General features: G+C 69.5%; 22 protein-coding genes. 5 read left to right on the top strand and 17 right to left on the bottom strand.

From position 1 onward, the window contains the following. From Q0568_RS15125 to Q0568_RS15115, 3 genes are all read left to right on the top strand, one after another. On the top strand, positions 1 to 782 hold a 782-nt coding region (locus tag Q0568_RS15125), incomplete at its 5' end, for an MFS transporter (protein WP_298867981.1). Between the two features lie 111 nt (positions 783 to 893). Then, complete coding sequence (locus Q0568_RS15120) at positions 894 to 1,811, top strand: hypothetical protein (protein ID WP_061018335.1); 918 nt, start codon at positions 894 to 896, stop codon at positions 1,809 to 1,811. A 117-nt stretch (positions 1,812 to 1,928) separates the two neighbouring features. Beyond that, positions 1,929 to 2,267 carry a GNAT family N-acetyltransferase gene (locus Q0568_RS15115; RefSeq protein WP_157543646.1) on the top strand — a complete coding sequence of 113 codons (339 nt, stop codon included), beginning with the start codon at positions 1,929 to 1,931 and terminating at the stop codon, positions 2,265 to 2,267. A gap of 156 nt (positions 2,268 to 2,423) precedes the next feature. Here the strand turns inward: Q0568_RS15115 and Q0568_RS15110 are convergent, their stop codons facing one another. The 5 genes from Q0568_RS15110 to Q0568_RS15090 all read right to left on the bottom strand — a co-directional run bounded on the left by Q0568_RS15110 (position 2,424) and on the right by Q0568_RS15090 (position 6,345). Next, positions 2,424 to 3,692 carry a hypothetical protein gene (locus Q0568_RS15110; protein ID WP_292684521.1) on the bottom strand — a complete coding sequence of 423 codons (1,269 nt, stop codon included), beginning with the start codon at positions 3,690 to 3,692 and terminating at the stop codon, positions 2,424 to 2,426. Between the two features lie 13 nt (positions 3,693 to 3,705). Beyond that, positions 3,706 to 4,113 carry a hypothetical protein gene (locus tag Q0568_RS15105; protein ID WP_061018329.1) on the bottom strand — a complete coding sequence of 136 codons (408 nt, stop codon included), beginning with the start codon at positions 4,111 to 4,113 and terminating at the stop codon, positions 3,706 to 3,708. Positions 4,114 to 4,127: 14 nt separating this feature from the next. Then, entirely contained in the window at positions 4,128 to 4,796 is a 669-nt protein-coding gene (locus Q0568_RS15100) for an HNH endonuclease family protein (RefSeq protein WP_298867972.1), read from the bottom strand. Between the two features lie 209 nt (positions 4,797 to 5,005). Beyond that, positions 5,006 to 5,929, bottom strand: a complete 924-nt coding sequence (locus Q0568_RS15095; RefSeq protein ID WP_298867970.1) for a hypothetical protein — start codon at positions 5,927 to 5,929, stop codon at positions 5,006 to 5,008. Then, on the bottom strand, positions 5,926 to 6,345 hold the full coding sequence (locus tag Q0568_RS15090) for a DUF3846 domain-containing protein (protein WP_292680249.1): 420 nt from the start codon (positions 6,343 to 6,345) through the stop codon (positions 5,926 to 5,928). Before Q0568_RS15090 ends, Q0568_RS15095 begins: the two co-directional genes overlap by 4 nt. A gap of 114 nt (positions 6,346 to 6,459) precedes the next feature. Here Q0568_RS15090 and Q0568_RS15085 point away from each other — a divergent pair, with 114 nt between their 5' ends. Both Q0568_RS15085 and Q0568_RS15080 read left to right on the top strand, forming a co-directional pair. Further along, the gene (locus tag Q0568_RS15085) at positions 6,460 to 6,960 is read left to right on the top strand and encodes a hypothetical protein (RefSeq protein WP_292680250.1); all 501 of its coding nucleotides are present in this window, start codon (positions 6,460 to 6,462) and stop codon (positions 6,958 to 6,960) included. Further along, entirely contained in the window at positions 6,957 to 7,436 is a 480-nt protein-coding gene (locus Q0568_RS15080; protein WP_292680252.1) for a hypothetical protein, read from the top strand. The genes Q0568_RS15085 and Q0568_RS15080 overlap by 4 nt, the downstream gene beginning before the upstream one ends. Positions 7,437 to 7,446: 10 nt before the next feature. Here the strand turns inward: Q0568_RS15080 and Q0568_RS15075 are convergent, their stop codons facing one another. The 12 genes from Q0568_RS15075 to Q0568_RS15020 form a co-directional block, all read right to left on the bottom strand. Beyond that, positions 7,447 to 7,908, bottom strand: coding sequence for a hypothetical protein (locus Q0568_RS15075; RefSeq protein WP_298867967.1), 462 nt, complete (start codon positions 7,906 to 7,908; stop codon positions 7,447 to 7,449). 29 nt (positions 7,909 to 7,937) lie between these two features. Then, complete coding sequence (locus tag Q0568_RS15070; protein WP_292680254.1) at positions 7,938 to 8,159, bottom strand: hypothetical protein; 222 nt, start codon at positions 8,157 to 8,159, stop codon at positions 7,938 to 7,940. Positions 8,160 to 8,554: 395 nt separating this feature from the next. Continuing rightward, a complete protein-coding gene (locus Q0568_RS15065) occupies positions 8,555 to 8,929 on the bottom strand; it encodes a hypothetical protein (protein WP_292680256.1) in 375 nt (124 codons plus the stop codon). A gap of 58 nt (positions 8,930 to 8,987) precedes the next feature. Further along, entirely contained in the window at positions 8,988 to 9,914 is a 927-nt protein-coding gene (gene dprA / locus Q0568_RS15060; RefSeq protein WP_292680258.1) for a DNA-processing protein DprA, read from the bottom strand. 158 nt (positions 9,915 to 10,072) lie between these two features. Continuing rightward, a complete protein-coding gene (locus tag Q0568_RS15055) occupies positions 10,073 to 10,288 on the bottom strand; it encodes a hypothetical protein (RefSeq protein ID WP_288120551.1) in 216 nt (71 codons plus the stop codon). Between the two features lie 213 nt (positions 10,289 to 10,501). After that, on the bottom strand, positions 10,502 to 11,008 hold the full coding sequence (locus Q0568_RS15050) for a hypothetical protein (protein WP_288120553.1): 507 nt from the start codon (positions 11,006 to 11,008) through the stop codon (positions 10,502 to 10,504). 120 nt (positions 11,009 to 11,128) lie between these two features. Beyond that, positions 11,129 to 11,656 carry a hypothetical protein gene (locus Q0568_RS15045; protein WP_288120554.1) on the bottom strand — a complete coding sequence of 176 codons (528 nt, stop codon included), beginning with the start codon at positions 11,654 to 11,656 and terminating at the stop codon, positions 11,129 to 11,131. Positions 11,657 to 11,711: 55 nt separating this feature from the next. After that, the gene (locus Q0568_RS15040; RefSeq protein WP_288120555.1) at positions 11,712 to 12,716 is read right to left on the bottom strand and encodes a DUF4192 family protein; all 1,005 of its coding nucleotides are present in this window, start codon (positions 12,714 to 12,716) and stop codon (positions 11,712 to 11,714) included. Positions 12,717 to 12,875: 159 nt separating this feature from the next. Next, entirely contained in the window at positions 12,876 to 13,217 is a 342-nt protein-coding gene (locus tag Q0568_RS15035) for a hypothetical protein (RefSeq protein WP_288120557.1), read from the bottom strand. 111 nt (positions 13,218 to 13,328) lie between these two features. Continuing rightward, positions 13,329 to 13,883: a hypothetical protein gene (locus tag Q0568_RS15030; protein WP_298867957.1), complete on the bottom strand. Its 555-nt coding sequence runs from the start codon at positions 13,881 to 13,883 to the stop codon at positions 13,329 to 13,331. A 119-nt stretch (positions 13,884 to 14,002) separates the two neighbouring features. Then, a complete protein-coding gene (locus Q0568_RS15025; RefSeq protein WP_298867955.1) occupies positions 14,003 to 14,500 on the bottom strand; it encodes a hypothetical protein in 498 nt (165 codons plus the stop codon). A gap of 104 nt (positions 14,501 to 14,604) precedes the next feature. After that, positions 14,605 to 15,042: a hypothetical protein gene (locus Q0568_RS15020; RefSeq protein ID WP_298867953.1), complete on the bottom strand. Its 438-nt coding sequence runs from the start codon at positions 15,040 to 15,042 to the stop codon at positions 14,605 to 14,607. Positions 15,043 to 15,475 lie beyond the last annotated feature (433 nt).

The following is a 15,475-nucleotide window of genomic DNA, read 5'->3' as shown; positions in this document are numbered from 1 at the left end:
CAGCCCTGCTCACCGTGATCAGCTACAACAACCTGTTCATCGGCACCGCGCTCGGTTTCGCAGCCTCCGCCACCCTCGTCCTCATCGCCCGCCTCCCCGCTCACGTCCCGGAGGCGATCACCGGTACCTTCTGGGAACGGCTGCCCACCGGCCTGCGCGTCTTCGCCCGCACCCCCAGCCTCCGCTTCCTGATGGCCGCTAACATCGTCGTCGCAGCCGGCACCGCGATTGTCCTGGTCAACTCCGTCGTCTACGCCAAGGGCGTGTTCGGCCTCGATGACTCCGCGCTCGCCCTCGCGCTCGGCGCGTACGGTGTCGGGTCCCTCGTCGTCGCGCTGAACGTCCCCTGGATCGTGGACAGAATCGGAGTGCTCCGCACCATGAGCATCGGTGCTTGGCTCCTCGTCGCCGCCATGGGCGCCGCTGTCGCCATGACGGTCGTCGCGGTATCGACGGGGGAGGGGTGGTGGGCGCTGCTCGCCACCTGGGCGCTCCTCGGAGCCAGCACATCACTGATCAATACCCCCTCGTCGCGGCTTCTCGCCGACGCATCCACCCCCGCCAACCGCAACCTGGTCTACACCGCTCAGTTCGCCCTGTCCCACGGCTGCTTTCTGATCAGCTACCCGATCGCCGGATGGCTCGGCGCCATCGGCCTGCCGATCGCCGCCATCGCGCTCCTCGGACTCGCGATCCTTGGCGCGATCGCCGTCACCGTCCTCCACAGAACCGCCCTTTCCGCCGCGCACATAGACGAGGCGGTAGTGCAGCGGAGGCTCTAAATGGCCTTGATCGAGGTGGTCCTCGAGGCTTATTGCGACTGAGAACTACTGGGCCGGGGTTGGACATCTTGTAGCGGATTACAGCGACAACGACGACAAGGAATTGGGTAGATGACCACTTACGACCGGGCGGCGGCGAGCGACGACGGCGACCTGAGCCCGATAAAGCTCGCGGAGGTGTGCGAGGCGCTCATCGCCGCATGGCACGAGGATTCGGCTCAGTCCGGTGCCGGCGCAGCACCGGACTCGGCATCCGCGCTCGACGCCCGTGCGATCGTGCAGGCGTTCCCGGAGAACCGGCCGCGGAACCTCGAGTACGCCCATGGCCAGATGGCGGGCAACCTGGTCAACGCGATCGTGCTGCAGCTGCGGTCCGTGGTGACGTTGCTGCGCGCTGAGCCGATGATTCCTCTGGGTGTTTGGCCGCTGGTGAGATCGGAGCTCGAGTACGCCGGTCGAGTCGCGTGGCTGCTTGAGCCGCTCCCGGAGGCGGAGGCGGGCACCCGCAGGGTCGCACGTGAAATGCTCGATCACCTGGCGGCGATACAGCGGCAGCGGTTCACAGCCGGCAAGTGGGACAAGCCCCGGGCGAAGCAGTTCAAGGGCAAGCGCGACGAGCTCCTCGCCCGCATCCGTGAGCTCTTCGACGACGTCGACACTCCTCTGGACAACCCGCAGCAGATTGACGAGTGGCGGATCGGCGGCGAGCCGATGCTGCCCCTGGGCAAGTCGATCGGTCTCTTTCTCGAGCTCCACATGACCGGGGCCGCAGCGCTGTACGACGTGCTCTCCGACAACACGCACCCCTCGGTGATCTCGCTCGCCTTCCAGTCCACAACGAGGGATGAAGACGGGATCACGTCAACCGACTACCCCGCGATCCCGCGGGTGATCAACTTCCAGGTGAGGCTGGGGTGCCTCTTCGCCTACAACGCCGCGCTGCTGATCCTGCGTTACTTCGGGTACTCGTCGCCGGCGTTGGATCAGTGGGCGGCGGCCGCGCCGGCTCGGTGGTTCTCCGGGTCGTGAGTGTCTGGCCGCACAGTGGGTGGGCCTCGTCGACGAGGACAGGGACGCTTCACGGTTCGGGAGCCGCGCGGCCGATATTTCTTAGTGAAGGTGCTCACGATCGAACGGGAGAGCGACATGGACGAGTACGTGGTGATGCAGGCGAGGAAAGAGCCCTCGCGGGTGGCGTGTTGGGAGGAGGACAGGGCCGGGGTGACGCACGGAACGCTCGTGATGCGGTGGATCGACGACCAGGATCTCTACCTCGAGCACGTCGAGGTCGATGAGGCTTGGCGCGGGAAGGGTGTAGCGACGCGACTGCTCGATATGGCGCTGGCGACGTACCGGCTCTCCGGCGAGCAGCTGACCGTTCGCACTCACTCGGCGACCGGGGAGATGGATGCCCTGCTGGCGTCGGCGCGACGTCGGCACCCGGAGTTCCGGTTTATCGCGATCGGCGACGACGACGACGAGTAATCCGCGTCTGCAGGCAAAGAGAAAGGGCACCCGTCCGGAGCCAACTCAGATGCGGATTGTCAGATACACAACTGGGAGGGCGGCACCACTGCGAACAGAGGATGCTCTACGGACGGGTGCCCAGGCCTCGATGCTACCGGGTGGGCGTCGAGGGGATCAGGCGGAGATCGCCAGGGTGGCGTCGGCGGGCTGCAGCGCGAGGATGCGCTGCGCCTTGGTCTCTTCGATCTCGCGGGGGAGTTCGCCCTTGCGTGCGCCCGAGCGTCCGTAGAGCAGGATCTTCACCCCGGTCTTGGACACGCCCGCCTTCTCCGCGATGCCCAGGACGGTCATGCCGCCGGCCATCAGCTGACGGACGTGCTCGCGGACGGGTTCGGCGGGGACGCGAGGAGCTTGCTCGCCGATGCCGGCTTCGCGGCGCCGGCGGCGCTCTTCGGCGAGGGAGGCGTCGGCGCAGGAGATCTCTGCGGGGCAGGTCTCCCGGTCTTTGCATCCCAGCTGATACCCGTAGGCGGTGCCGTGGTGCTCGAGGGGGATGCTTTCGGCGCGGCGCTGTTGCATCCAGATCCGGTGATACTCGCGGCCCGCTTCGATGCACTCGGGACGGTCGCAGCCGCGAGCTCGGCAGGCGTTCGTGCCGTGCGGCTGCAGCTGACGGGGTTTGCTGATGCGAGGCGCACGAGGCGGCCGCGGTGCGCGGGGCTTGGCCGGTGCCGGAGGCTTCTGCTGGTCGACCTGCGCGAGCGTGTCGGTCGCCGCTTGGTGCTGGATGGTGGCGGCGTGCAGCGCGTTCTCGATCGCGCCGCTAACAGACAGGCCGGTGCCGGAGGCGATCGTCGCGGTCTTGAGTGTCGAGGCCGCGGCTTTCAGGTGAGCGCGGGCCGCGTCCCGTCGCTCCTGCCACTGGGCGAGCTCTGCGACGTGACGATCGAGGTCGCGTCGGTACTGGGCGAGATCCTCCCGACGCTGCGCCTGCATGTCTGCCGGCAGCTGCGCGATCGCCTCGGTCGCCTCGGCGAGCCACTTGTGCCCGGGGTGGGGGCGCTGCGGCCGGGATGTGCGAGCGGGCTGCTGTGCGGCGGCCGGCTTCGGCCGGGGCGACGTCGTGGTTCCCGCGGCGCGAGGCCGGGTCGCCGTCTTCGTTCGCGCCGCCGCCTTCGGCTGTGCAGCTGCTCGTCGTGCCTTGCGGGCGGCGATCTGGTCGCGGTGGCGGATGCTCTCTTTCTCGGCGGCGTCGCGCTCGAGGATCTCGGCCAGCGGCACGCCGGCGTCGATGAGCTTGGCGAAGGTGAAGTCGCCGCAGTAGCGGCTGTGCACCTCACGGCAGGGCAGGACGGCCGGGCACGCCGCGGTGCGGCAGCCGAGACGATAGCCGTCCGGGGTTCCGTGCGGAAAGGTGTCGGTGAGGAGATCGAGGGTCGACATCGGTGGTGTCCTCTCAGTGCAGGTCGTGCTCGATGAGCAGGCCGAGGGCGTCGGCGATGGTCCGCAGTCGGTAGCCGCGCCGGCCGTGCTCGACGTGGCCGAAGATGTTGATGAACTCGAGCTCGCCGCTGGCGTCGTCGAGGTAGGCGATGGTGTGGACGTCGGCGGCGTCGAGGTACTGCCAGCCGTATCGGTCGGCAGGGGTGTCGACCCGCGACTGAATCCACCGGACGATGACCGCCCCGAGTGGGCCGTCCGCGTTGGCGCGGGGGGAGTGGGGCGCGTTGGGGACCATGGCGTCGACACCGCGGGGGCCGAGCTCGCCGGGCAGCAGGTCGAAGCTGTCGGGGTCGAGATCAGCGAACAGGTCGGTGTAGTTGGTGCCGGTCTCGTCGCTGATGCGCCGGAGGGTGAGGCTCATGTCGGTCTCCTGGGTTATCGAGTGCTCGGGCAGCGGGTCAGCGCCTCGTCGAGGGCGCTGAGGTCGGCTGCGGAGATCTCGAGGGCGTAGGTGTCGGTGACCTCGAGGTAGCGGGTTGCGTAGGTGCAGGCCGCGGCGCCGGTGGGCAGCCATTCACTCGGGGTGCTGTCTCCCTTCACCTGGTTGGCGGTGGTGGCCTGCAGGTCGGCGGGATCGTTCGCGAACTGCGTGCGCTGCTCGGTCGTCCAGCTGGCGGCGCCGGATGACCAGGCGACCGCGAGAGGGAAGATGTGGTCGATCTGCACGGGCTGGTAGCCCTCGTTGACACGGGTGAAGGTGACCGTCTCCCCGGTGAATGGGTCGTGCAGGATGCCGGTGAGCACGACGCAGTCGTTGGTTCCGGGCTTGTGGACGACGTCGACGAGATCGCGTCCGAGGATGTCGTTGCGGGTGTCGCAGCCGTTGCGGTCGACGTCGGCCCAGCGAGGGCCGAACTCCTCCCGCGAGTACTCCTCGGCCGCGGCAGACATTGGGGAGGACTGTGCGGTTGTCGAAGTCGCCGTGGGGAGCGTGACGGGGGAGAGGCTGTCGCCGGCGTGCGGGGCCGGCCACAGCAGCAGCGCGGCGGCCGCGGCGATGCCGACGACGCCGGCGGCTGCGCCTGCGGTGCGGGTGAGCTTCATTGGGTGACCTCCCGGGTCTCACTGCATATAGGCCGGTTCCCCGGCCGTTCGCGGACGGCGAGGGTGGAGCGGCCGCGGGCCGGGGCCTGTGCCGGCCGGCTCGCGGTCGCGTGTCACTCGGGAGAGTGCTCGCCGTGTCGACGAGAACTCCCCGTCGACCTAAGTTGTGTATCTGACATGCACAACACTAGTCGGATGAGCGCGCGGGGTCAAGCCCCGATCGACGGGATGTGCTGCAGGAGATCGCGGGCAGCTTTGGGGTAGGGCGTCCGCTCGAGCGCGATCAGCTGCCGGCGCCGTTGGCGAGCGTTGCCGAGCGCCCAGGCGTAGCGGTGGTTGCCGGGGTGGCGGATCTTCTGCGTCCCGATCTCCTCGAGCGCTGTGCGCAGCCAGCTGCGGGTGTCCTCGTGTGCTCGGCGGGCTCGTGCGCCGAGGGTCACCAGGTGGCGCTCTGCGGCTTCGCAGCCCTGCTCGCCGGTGCGGATCTTCGAGAGGGTGCGTTCGGGGAGGACGAGCCCGGCGGAGGGGACGTAGTTGATCGTGCGGGCGGTGGAGCGGCCGAGGCTGACGGCGTTGGTGGCCTGGTAGATCACCCCGACGTGGCCGGGGGTGATCGTCTCGACGCGGGTGACCGATTGGCCGTCCTCATCGACGTCGGCGATCGCGCGCTGCCGCTGCAGAGGATCGGCGAAGGTGACCACCCCGCGGAGGCTGGCCGCGGCAGCCTGGCGCCAGACCTGCGCGAGGAACCAGGATTCGGCGTTCGCGGGCACGGCGTCGGTGAGCACGAAGCGGCCGAGCTCGAGCGATTCGGTGAACGGCTCGAGGTCGGGGAAGACGTTGGTGAGAACGGCTGCGCGCATGGGCACCGACAGGACGGCCACCCCGGTCAGAGGGCCGTCGTCGACGAGGGCCTCGTCGTCGGTGAACAGGCCCCACGCGAGGCGGGCGGCGGGGTAGGAAGCGCTGTAGTGGTGGCGGCACACGAACGCGCGCGCGAGTGCCTCGGGTATCGCCGCGACGGTGAACCGCCGGCGATCGAACCCGCCTTCGGAGGCGTGGCGCCAGGAGTGCCGGCCGAGCGTCCACCGCTGGCAGGCGGTGGACGTCGGCGACGCCGGCTGGGGCATCACGCGCTGAGGGTGCGGCGGATGCTGTCGACGATTGAGTCGTCGACGTCGACGAAGTCGCCCGAGGCATCGTCAAACCCGACGATCACGACGTCCCCGACGAGTGGGCGCTTCGCGATCGTGCTGGCGAGGAGGTTCATCGGCAGGCGCTGGATCAGCCCCTCCTCGTTGGCGATGAGATCGTGGCGATCGTCGAGGCTGACGGTCTCGATGTAGCCGCCGACCGCGCGCTGGTAGTCCTCGAGCTCACCGAACGCTGCGATCGCGAGTTCGCCGGTCGTCGTGATCAGCAGGCCCTTCGTGCCCGGCGCTTCGGCCGGCACCGTGTACGCGTGGTTGTGCGGGCAGTCCGCTGTGGTGGTGGCGACAGTGCAGGTCGTGCCGTCGCTGTGGGTGGCAATCCAGGCGGTGATGGTCATTGCATCCTCCGTATATGTTGTGTATCTGACATGCACAACACTAACAGGCGGGTATGACATCGGCAAGGGTCTGCTCGCTGCGGCGGGTGATTGACGGCGTGAGACGATGCCGCGGTGACCACCACTCAGCACATCGGCGCAGCGGGCGAGCTGCTCGTGCAGTACCGGCTTCTCAAGCTCGGCATCGACTCGGCGAGGATGACGACGGACTCGGGCATCGACCTGGTGGTCTACTCCTCGCTGCGCGCCGAGGCTGTCACCGTTCAGGTCAAGACCCAGACGGCCCCCTCTCCCTCGGGTGGCAAGGGGGCGTTGTCGGTCGGGTTCTACTTCCCGGATGATCTGCGCGCGGAGATCCTCGCGCTGGCGCTGTTGTCCACCGATCAGGTGTGGCTGTTCACCCGGGACGAGGCGCGCGAGCTTGCGCAGCAGCACAACGCGAAAGGCAACCGGCAGCTGTACTGGTACATGCAGCAGCGGCCGGCGCGAGGCGTCGGCCAGGCGCCGTTGCATGCCGGCGACGTCGAGCATCACCTGCTCGAGCGCCGCACGGCTGCTCTGTTCGGAGTGCCGGCGGCCGCGCCGGCGCCGGCGACCGATGAGGATCTCGCGTGAGCTCGCTCGCGCTGCCGGCCGCTTGGACGCGCGAAGGGCTGGAAGCTGCCGGTTTCACCGGGTTTGTGACCTTCGCCGAGATCCCGACCGTCGACATTCCTCCGCGGCCTGGGATCTATGTCGTGCTGCGCGCTGCGTCGACGCCGCCGACGATTCTCGAGGTCTCCGTCGCTCGCGCCGGGTCGGTGTACGCCGTCGACGACCTGCAGGGGCGCTGGATCACCGGGACGCCGGTTGTGTACATCGGCAAGGCCGACGCGAAGAGCGGCGGGCTGCGCACGAGACTGCGGCAGTACGCCCGTCGCGGTTCTAGCCACAAGGGCGGCCGGTCGATCTGGCAGTTGGCCGATCACGGCGATCTCTTGGTGGCGTGGGTGGAGACGCCCGGTCAGGTCGCCGAGGATGTCGAGATCGCCTATCGGGCCGCGTTCGCCGAGCAGTTCGGAGGGTGGCCGTTCGCGAACCGGCGCCGGTGAGGCGCCACGTTCACCACCCCCGGATGCGGTCTTCGACGTAACGGGCGAACGCTGCGCGCTGAGGGCCGGTGAGGTTGCGGGCGGCCTGTGTCAGCGCCTCGATGTGGTGCTCCATGTGGGCGGCGTGCTTCGCCGCTCTGTTGCTCGCGCCCGCGTCGGCCTTGGCTTGGTAGGCCGCTCGATCGGCAACCTGCCACCGGGTGAGGGTGTCGCGGTCGATCGTCTCGTCGAAACCGGTGATGCGGGGGGCTCGCGGCCCCTTGGAGTAGTACACGTTCGGGTCGTCGGCGGGGCCTTCGAGCGTGATGCGCTGCCCGATCTGTGCGCCGGTCACGAGGGCGGCCTTGTAGTACCGCGGCGATGCGTCGTCGTCGGCGTAGGCGTAGCCGATCTTGCCGGTGCTCAGCGGCCGGCGGCCCATGTACGTGACTTCGGATGATCGGGTGTCGCCGGGCTCTGTGGTGGTGCTCACGTCGGTCTCCTGGATCTCTCGTGGCCTATTCAGCGTCGGTACGGGCCGCTGGTCGCGAGCAGTCCGATCGGGGCAGCTGCGATCGGCGTGGGCCGACCGAGCGGTGAGCGGGTGGGCTGAGCGGGCCGGGCGGCGTTCTCGGCGGGGCCTTCGATCTCGAACCCGCATTCGCAGCTGTACAGGCCGACATCAGGGGCGTCGTCGGCGGGGATGTACATGACCTTCGGCTGGTCACAAATGAGACAGCGCATGCTGATCCTCCTTGATCTAGTTGTGTATCTGACATACAGAACAATATCAGATGGAGCGGACAAGAGGAAGCGGCTCTGGCGCATCCGTGATGTGGGGAGGTCTTCGCGAACGAAGACGAGGCGGAAGGGGCGGGGGCGGCGGTGTCAGGGACGCCGCCCCCGCCGGCAGCGGGCCGGGTGGAGGACGAAAGGCCGGCTGCTATTGACGGGCGAGCGGCGAGCGGCGAGCGCTCGTCAGGCTGCGTGTTGGTGCCCGTCCTGCCGGGGGGATCGTCCTGGTGGCGCGATCCCCGCGGGTCTGATGGTCTGTGTTGCCCTGCTATTGGGTTGTGTATCTGACATACACAACACTAGTGCATGTCGGGGTGTGCCGCAAGTTCCCGATACGACCTGGTTCAGGTGCGCAGCTGGGCGCGGGTGTGCGGGGTGGGGCTGTGCAGGATGCGGGTGAGTGTGCGCGCGGTGCGCGCCCACTTGCGGATGCCGAACGCGGGGATAAGCAGCAGCGGGAGGCCGGCGGCCGCGGCGGGCCAGGACAGCAGCCCGAACGCGCCGAGGAGGACGAGGCCGCCCAGAATGTGCCAGGCGATCATCGCGGCTGCGTGGCGGCGAGCTCGAGAGGCGCGGCGCAGGATGTCAGCGTAGGCGGCGATCGGGGCGTTGCGGATGTGGCGTCGCCACAGCAGCAGTGCGAGCAGCGCAGCGATCCAGAGCAGCAGCAGCGCGGGTGTGGCAAGGGCGAGCGGGTCGACGTCGTGCGGGGTTCCCATTGGGTGTCCTCTCCGGGCTGTGGTGCGGGGGCCGGCGGGTGGCTGGCCCCCGCGGGCCTCAGTGACCGAGCAGTTCGTAGGCCTCGTCGGCGCTGGTGACCAGGTGGGCGTCGGCCTCGCGGATGAGGCGGTGGCATCCGGTGGATGTGGCGGACGTGACCGGGCCGGGGACGGCGCCGACCGTGCGACCGAGGGCAGCGGCGTGGTGGGCGGTGGTGAGCGACCCGGATCGCACGCCGGCCTCGACGACGACCGTCGCGGCGGTGGTCGCGGCGATCAGTCGGTTGCGAGCGAGGAAGCGCCAGCGGGTGGGTGCGGAGCCGGGGGCGACCTCACTGGCGACCACGCCGCCGCGGTCGGCGATCCGGGCGATCAGCTCGCTGTTCCCCGCGGGGTAGGGGCGGTCGGCCCCACCGGCGAGCCAGGCGATGGTGGACCCGCCCGCGGCGAGGGCTGCGCGGTGTGCGGCGGCGTCGATGCCGTAGGCGGCTCCGCTGACGATGACGATGCCGCGACGGGCGAGGTCGGCGGCGATCTCGGCAGTCACGTGCTCTCCGTAGCTGGTGGCTGCGCGAGCGCCGATCACAGCGATCCGTTCGGGCAGGTCGCGGGTGAGCGGGGCGAGGGTGCCACGCGCCCAGATGATGTGCGGAGCGGCGTCGCCGAGGTCGCTCAGGCCGGGGATGGTGGCCGGGTCGATCAGGGTGATGCCGTGGCGGGCGGCGGTCTCGAGCGCCTGGTCGATGAGGCGGGCGTTGTGGCGGGGCAGCCAGCGGGCGGCGGCTTGTGTGGCCTCGTCGACGTCGATGTCTGCTGCGGCGAGTGCGGCGAGGAGGGCGTCGCGGCCCGCGATGAGCGCCTCGAGCGCGGCGGTGTGGCCGGCGTGGCGGGTGAGGGTGCCGGCGGTGGTGTCGCCGGGCTCCGTGATGGTCGACCAGGCGGCGCGGGCCTCGAGGGCGGTGGCGGTGGTGAGTGTGGTGTTCATGTGGTCCTCCCGAACGTGTTGTGTATCTGACATACACAACACTAGCAGATCAGATGCGGGATGGGAAGCGCGCAGCGCGGGAGATTTCGAGGGCGCACGCTCGAAATCGAGCGCAGAGGGCGGGCGCCCGCCGGGGTGGCGACGAGCGCCCATCTTTCCTATTCGGCCTCGGCGGTGCGGGCGAGGGTGTCGATGATCAGGGTTCCGTCGTGGGTGGGGGCGGTGACGGTCGAGATCAGGGCGAAGCCGCGGCGTCCGTAGTCTTCGAGATCCTGTGCCCGGTAGGCCATGTTGTTGTTGCTGGCCGAGTAGCCCTCTTCGCTGTCGTAGATCCGGGTGGAGATCGTTTCGTAGGCGACCTGGGTGGTGGTCATGGGTTCCTCCTAGTGACTGTGTTGTGTATCTGACATACACAACAATAGCGCTCGTCGCCGACATTGGCGAGACACCGGGATAGGGGTGCTGCTCATATAGGCCGGCGTCGGCGACCTTCCCGGACATGGGGTACTGCCGGGTGGCCGGGTGGTTCCGCTCGCGCGTGTGTTCCGGTGGCCCTGGCGGGGCGCTGTGGCCCCGCCAGGGGCGGGTTAGGCCCGCTCGGTGCTGACGATCTCGACGTCGAAGCTCTCGTGCCCGTTGGCGCGGTACGCCGCGAGCACGTCATCGAAGTCGATGCCCTCGCGGGCGTTCTCGTCAGCGTCGTCCTCGGTGGTCGCACTGGTGGAGTAGGTGACCCGGACGGTCACGGTGACCTCGGCCTCCACTTCCCAGTCGCGGCATCGGGGCGTTCCGTTCATCGCCTCGGCGAGTCGGTCGTACTCCTGGCAGAAGTCGGCGTGATCGGCGATCCGGCCTGCCTTCTCCCAGAAGTCGATCAGCCGGGGGTCCGACCCGTCGGTGATCTGCGCGGTGCGCAGCCGCTCAATCTCCCGCTCGCGCTCTGCGACCTTCGCGCGCGCCAGCTCGAGCTCATCGTGAGCTCGAGCGAGCTCGCCCGCGAAAGCGCCGCGGCGGTCGGTGACCGGCGGGGTGCCGGGGAAGGTCAGCGGACCCTCCGCGATCCCGCTGGTCGGGGCGGTCATGATGTCAGTCATATCGTCCTCCCTTGAACGTGTTGTGTATCTGACATACACAACACTAGTAGGGGGGTCGGACATTCGCAACCCTCGGTCTCGCGCGGGCACCGCTGTCGATGCAGGGTGCCCGCGCGAGTGTTAGCGCATGCCGCTATCCACGCTGTCGGCCAGCCACGCGGCGGCGTTCATCATGTTGTGCGCGGCCTCGAGCTCGGCGTCGTTGCTGCCTCCCTCGGCTGCCGCGTTCAGGCTCGTGATGCCCTCGCGGACGTCGCGGACTTGCATGGTGAGGGTGCCGAACGCTGCGCGTGCGGCTTTTGCCATGAGGGCGCGCACACTGTGGGCGTCGATCGGCTGCGCGGTCAGCGCGAGGGCGAACGTTTCGGCGTCGCCGTACCCGGCGGCGATCACGGCATCCGCGATCTGCTGCGCGGACTCGGGCGCGCCCTGCACCAGGATCGAGTCGGGCGCGGATGGCCCGCGAAACGCTCCGGGCGCGTCGTGCCGCTCGGGGTCGCCGTCATACAGGGGCGGCCCGTCGTTGAGGTTCACGCGCAGCCATCCGGCATCCTGCGCGGTGTCGATCTGCACCACCGGCACGCCGTCGCGCTGGCCTCGGTAGTGGGTCACGGTGATGCCCTCGGCGGGCGTCAGCTGGTCGGTCATGGTGTCCTCCGTGAGGTCCGGGCCGCACCCTCCCGGGGAGGGTGCGGCGGTCAGGTCAGCGCGAGAACGCGAACTCGGGCAGGTGACCGGCGTCCACGAACGTCCGCACGATCTGCGACAGTCCGTGCTCGGAGTCGATCGCCAGCGCGCGACGCGCGTAGGCGTCGGCGTGGGTGGAGCGTCCCAGTGCCCAGGACAGCCACGCAGCGGCCGCCAGCGGCCCCACCGGCGCATCCTCAGGCGAGAGGGCCGCGACGTACCGGCAGGCCGTCAGAGCGGCGTCCAGGCGCTTCGCGTCCGGGCGCGGTCCCTCACCCCACATGACCCGCGCCAGGTGCGCCGGGTACTCCTCGCCCTGCTCCCACCCGATCTGCGCGTCCAGCGCGCTCTCACCGGCGGCGAAGCCGTGCGACCACTGCACCAGGGCGATATCGCGCGTTGCGGGCCGGTTCAGCATCGCCGACAGCAGCGCCACCGCGCCCGCGTCGAGGTCCGACCCATCCCAGGACAGCGCCTGCTCGATCGCGTCCAGCAGATCGCCGCCCGCCATCGCCAGCGCCACCGGCAGGTCGGTCGGCAGAGCCTCCGCGACCTGCGCCGCCAGCGCCTCGTCCACGGCGGGGAGCGCCGCCCCGGCGCGCTGGTCCGAAGCGGTCAGCATCGCCGCCAGGTGCGCGGGAGTCTCCGGCAGAGCCTCGGTCCCGTCCTCGCCGATTCGACCCCAGGCATCCCCGGCGACGTACAGCCGGTCGATCACCTGCATCCCGCACATGTCGGCCTGCGTGGTCATCGCCGAACCGATCGCCTCGGCCTGCTCGCGCTCGCCGTAGACGATCAGGGCGAAGCCGGTCGCGTTCTCGACCTTGACCAGCAGGCCCATCGCCACCGCCGCGAACGATCCGGCGTTCTCGGCGGCCGGAACATCGAAGCGCATCGCACCGATCGTGCGAGTGCCCGCAAACGGCACCGCGACGACCGACTCGCTCGGGCGGTATCCCAGCATCGCCGGGACTGCCGTGAGGAAGTCGCCGGCTCCGGTTGCCTTGTGAATGGTGGTCATCTCGTCCTCCTAGACGTGTTGTGTATCTGACATACACAACACTAGTCAATGCGGGGGACATTGGCAACCCCGAACGGCGCTCGCCGCAGGTAGCTGCCGAAACGTGCGGACGCCCCGCCGGTGTCCGTTCCGGCGGGGCATCCGTTCAGCGGCGGGCCGCTAGTCGTCCCACGATCGGCGCGGGGCGAAGCGGAATCGCTCGTCGCCTTCGTTGTGGGCGAGATCCTCGGCGCGGGCTCGGTACTCCTCGTCGCTGAGCCGGGAGCCGTGCCCGTTGGCCCAGGGGAGCGGGTCGCGGTCGCCCTCGGTTTCGCCCTCCCAGACCTCGCGAATGATGTGGTCGGCGGTGGCGTGCTCGTGCAGCGCGTCGAACAGCGCGGCCAGGGTGAACCCCTCGCCCATGTTGATCCGGTTGAGCACTTCTTCCGAGTTCCAGTAGCCGACCATCTGCGCGGCCTCGGTGATGACCTCGCGGTCGATCTCGACGGTGACAGTTGCCATGTCTCCTCCTTATGTTGTGTATCTGACACTGATAACTCTACGGGTGGGGTCCGACATGGAACCGGCCCGATGGAGCGCCCCGCCGGATCGGATCGGCGGGGCGCTCGCCGCTCACGCGGCGTAGGAGCAGGGCACCTGCTGGCCGTGGTGCCAGCCGTCGCACCCGATGCGCCCGAGCTTGCGGGCGTCGTCCCGGCACGCGCGGCGGGCGTCGGCTTCCTCGGCGTCGATGCGCGAGGCGTGCAGCGCCTCGATGTGTTCCAGCTTCCCGGCGAACCCGTCGTGATCCGGCAGGCCCGCAACGGCCCACAGGCGCGCGCACAGCCCGAACCCCTCGTGCGAGAGCGGGGCGCGCTCCGCGGCCGCCAGCAGGCCGATCACGACCTCTACAGCGGTGCCCGGGCGGGTGTCCTGCCCGGCCGCGACCCTCTCGAGAATCTCGCGCGCGTGCGCCCGATAGACCGCCTCTACGCTCATCCGCTCGGCGGCGTCGCCACCGCTGAGCAGTGAGAACGAGTGATAGATCTCGTCTGCCCGCTCGGGGTGCCGGCTCGCCGCCTGCGCGATCTCGTCCTCGGCCCAGCCGATCCGGTCGAAGATCGCCCCGAAGCTCTGCTCGAAGTTCGCCAGGATCTCCGCTGCCGTGTCCGTCGTCGTGGTGCTCATCGCATCCTCCATATGTTGTGTATCTGACACACACAACATTAGGCGTAGCCTCCGACATTGGCGCGGACACGGGAGCGCCCCGCCTGCTCGTGCTGGGCGGGGCGCTCAGGTGGGGGAGATCAGCAGATCTCGAACCCTCCGCAGTGGCGCAGGAACGCCGCGAACTCGCGCACGTTCTCCACGTCGAACGGGTAGGACTTACCGAAGTGCTCGCGGCGGCCGGTGCCGGCGCAGCCGTTGCATCCGCCCTTGCCCGTGTCGGGGTCGCGCGGCTTGTCGTAGCCGTACTCCCGGCCGATGGCGTCGGTGCGCAGCCCCGTCCCCTGGCACAGGTCGCACTCACTGTCCGGCAACGCGCTCTGCTCGGCGGCGTACTGATCGGCGTAGGCCGTCACACGCCCGTTGGCGAGGTCACGGTCCAGCGCGTCGGCCAGGGCCACGGACGCGGCCGCGTCGAGCCCGTCACCGTCGTTGCTGTGCCAGTAGGTGCATCCAGCGGTGAGGTCCGGGTACGTCGCCGTCACGAACTCGGCGAGGGGCCGCCACCACCAGACGTTGTTGCGGAAGTAGCCCCCGACCTCGGCGGTGGCGTTCTTGCCGTAGACGTCCATTCCCATGATGTCCTCCTAAAGACATGTTGTGTATCTGACACACACAACATTAGGAGGGGGCTCGGACATTGGGCGGGCCGCTGCCGATAGATGCGCTGGCGGCGGGGCCTCTACCGGGTGCCGTCGAGGCCGTTGACCAGCCACAGCGCCGCGGCCGCGAGATCCCCACCGCCTCCGAGCGCAGCGCGCACCGCCGCAATGCTCGCCGCGAGATCCGTGGGCACCAGCCCGGACACGCGAGCGCGCGCGGCCTGGTACTCGCCGCCCACGTACACGTCGAGGCTCTGCCCCGCCTCGTCGGCATCGCGGGTGTCCCACTCCTGCAAGACCTCGGCGCGCGATCCCGGGTGACGGCGGGTGATGTCCTTCGCCAGGTCGTAGATCCCCTCGGCCTCGTACTTCGAGTGCCCGGTGATCTGCCACCCCTCACCGTCGCGATCCACGACCTGATCCATCATGTCGAGCCCCGCCCGGGTGATCGCCTTCCGCAGTCGCTTCTCCGTCAGTTCCGGGGCCTCGGTGATCGTGATGACGTTCCACGTAGACATTGCTGTCCTCCCTTGTGTTGTGTATCTGACACCTGAAACACTAGAGGCAGGGTCGGACACTGACCACGGGAGCCAGGGGGCCGCGCAGCGGTCCCGGAACCACGCTCCGCACCACCCCCCCAGCAGCCCGCGAGAGCCCCTCAGAGCGCCGGAATCGGCGCCGCCAGGCATCAGGGGCCGGCGGGGGCCGGCTTCGAGCTCGACGCCCGGAGGAGGCCGCAACGGGCGCGCAGCGCCGGGAGGCTCGGCGAGCCCCTTACCGCGGCTCGCCCAACCCCTTCCGCGCTCACCAGCCCAGCCCTCTCTGAGACGGGTGTGAGGCACCTGCTCAGCCCCTTCGGGGAGGGCGCGCAGCGGCCGACCTGCGTGGCCCGTGGGCGGCTTGCCGCCCACCCGGAGCACGGCGCGCAGCGCCGGGCACCCCATCCGCAGG

The organism is uncultured Microbacterium sp. (assembly GCF_937927635.1).
Classification (GTDB): domain Bacteria; phylum Actinomycetota; class Actinomycetes; order Actinomycetales; family Microbacteriaceae; genus Microbacterium.
Note: the sequence above shows the minus strand (reverse complement) of the source record. Positions and strands in the feature narration are given on the sequence as shown.

What these genes read in the sequence shown, in the direction of transcription:
- Q0568_RS15020 (WP_298867953.1), bottom strand. Translation starts at nt 15,042, where the DNA reads ATGTCTACGTGGAACGTCATCACGATCACCGAGGCCCCGGAACTGACG.
- Q0568_RS15025 (WP_298867955.1), bottom strand. Translation starts at nt 14,500, where the DNA reads ATGGGAATGGACGTCTACGGCAAGAACGCCACCGCCGAGGTCGGGGGC.
- Q0568_RS15090 (WP_292680249.1), bottom strand. Translation starts at nt 6,345, where the DNA reads ATGACCATCACCGCCTGGATTGCCACCCACAGCGACGGCACGACCTGC.
- Q0568_RS15030 (WP_298867957.1), bottom strand. Translation starts at nt 13,883, where the DNA reads ATGAGCACCACGACGACGGACACGGCAGCGGAGATCCTGGCGAACTTC.
- Q0568_RS15070 (WP_292680254.1), bottom strand. Translation starts at nt 8,159, where the DNA reads ATGCGCTGTCTCATTTGTGACCAGCCGAAGGTCATGTACATCCCCGCC.
- Q0568_RS15045 (WP_288120554.1), bottom strand. Translation starts at nt 11,656, where the DNA reads ATGACCGACCAGCTGACGCCCGCCGAGGGCATCACCGTGACCCACTAC.
- Q0568_RS15115 (WP_157543646.1), top strand. Translation starts at nt 1,929, where the DNA reads ATGGACGAGTACGTGGTGATGCAGGCGAGGAAAGAGCCCTCGCGGGTG.
- Q0568_RS15100 (WP_298867972.1), bottom strand. Translation starts at nt 4,796, where the DNA reads ATGAAGCTCACCCGCACCGCAGGCGCAGCCGCCGGCGTCGTCGGCATC.
- dprA (WP_292680258.1), bottom strand. Translation starts at nt 9,914, where the DNA reads ATGAACACCACACTCACCACCGCCACCGCCCTCGAGGCCCGCGCCGCC.
- Q0568_RS15110 (WP_292684521.1), bottom strand. Translation starts at nt 3,692, where the DNA reads ATGTCGACCCTCGATCTCCTCACCGACACCTTTCCGCACGGAACCCCG.
- Q0568_RS15040 (WP_288120555.1), bottom strand. Translation starts at nt 12,716, where the DNA reads ATGACCACCATTCACAAGGCAACCGGAGCCGGCGACTTCCTCACGGCA.
- Q0568_RS15050 (WP_288120553.1), bottom strand. Translation starts at nt 11,008, where the DNA reads ATGACTGACATCATGACCGCCCCGACCAGCGGGATCGCGGAGGGTCCG.
- Q0568_RS15120 (WP_061018335.1), top strand. Translation starts at nt 894, where the DNA reads ATGACCACTTACGACCGGGCGGCGGCGAGCGACGACGGCGACCTGAGC.
- Q0568_RS15055 (WP_288120551.1), bottom strand. Translation starts at nt 10,288, where the DNA reads ATGACCACCACCCAGGTCGCCTACGAAACGATCTCCACCCGGATCTAC.
- Q0568_RS15105 (WP_061018329.1), bottom strand. Translation starts at nt 4,113, where the DNA reads ATGAGCCTCACCCTCCGGCGCATCAGCGACGAGACCGGCACCAACTAC.
- Q0568_RS15065 (WP_292680256.1), bottom strand. Translation starts at nt 8,929, where the DNA reads ATGGGAACCCCGCACGACGTCGACCCGCTCGCCCTTGCCACACCCGCG.
- Q0568_RS15035 (WP_288120557.1), bottom strand. Translation starts at nt 13,217, where the DNA reads ATGGCAACTGTCACCGTCGAGATCGACCGCGAGGTCATCACCGAGGCC.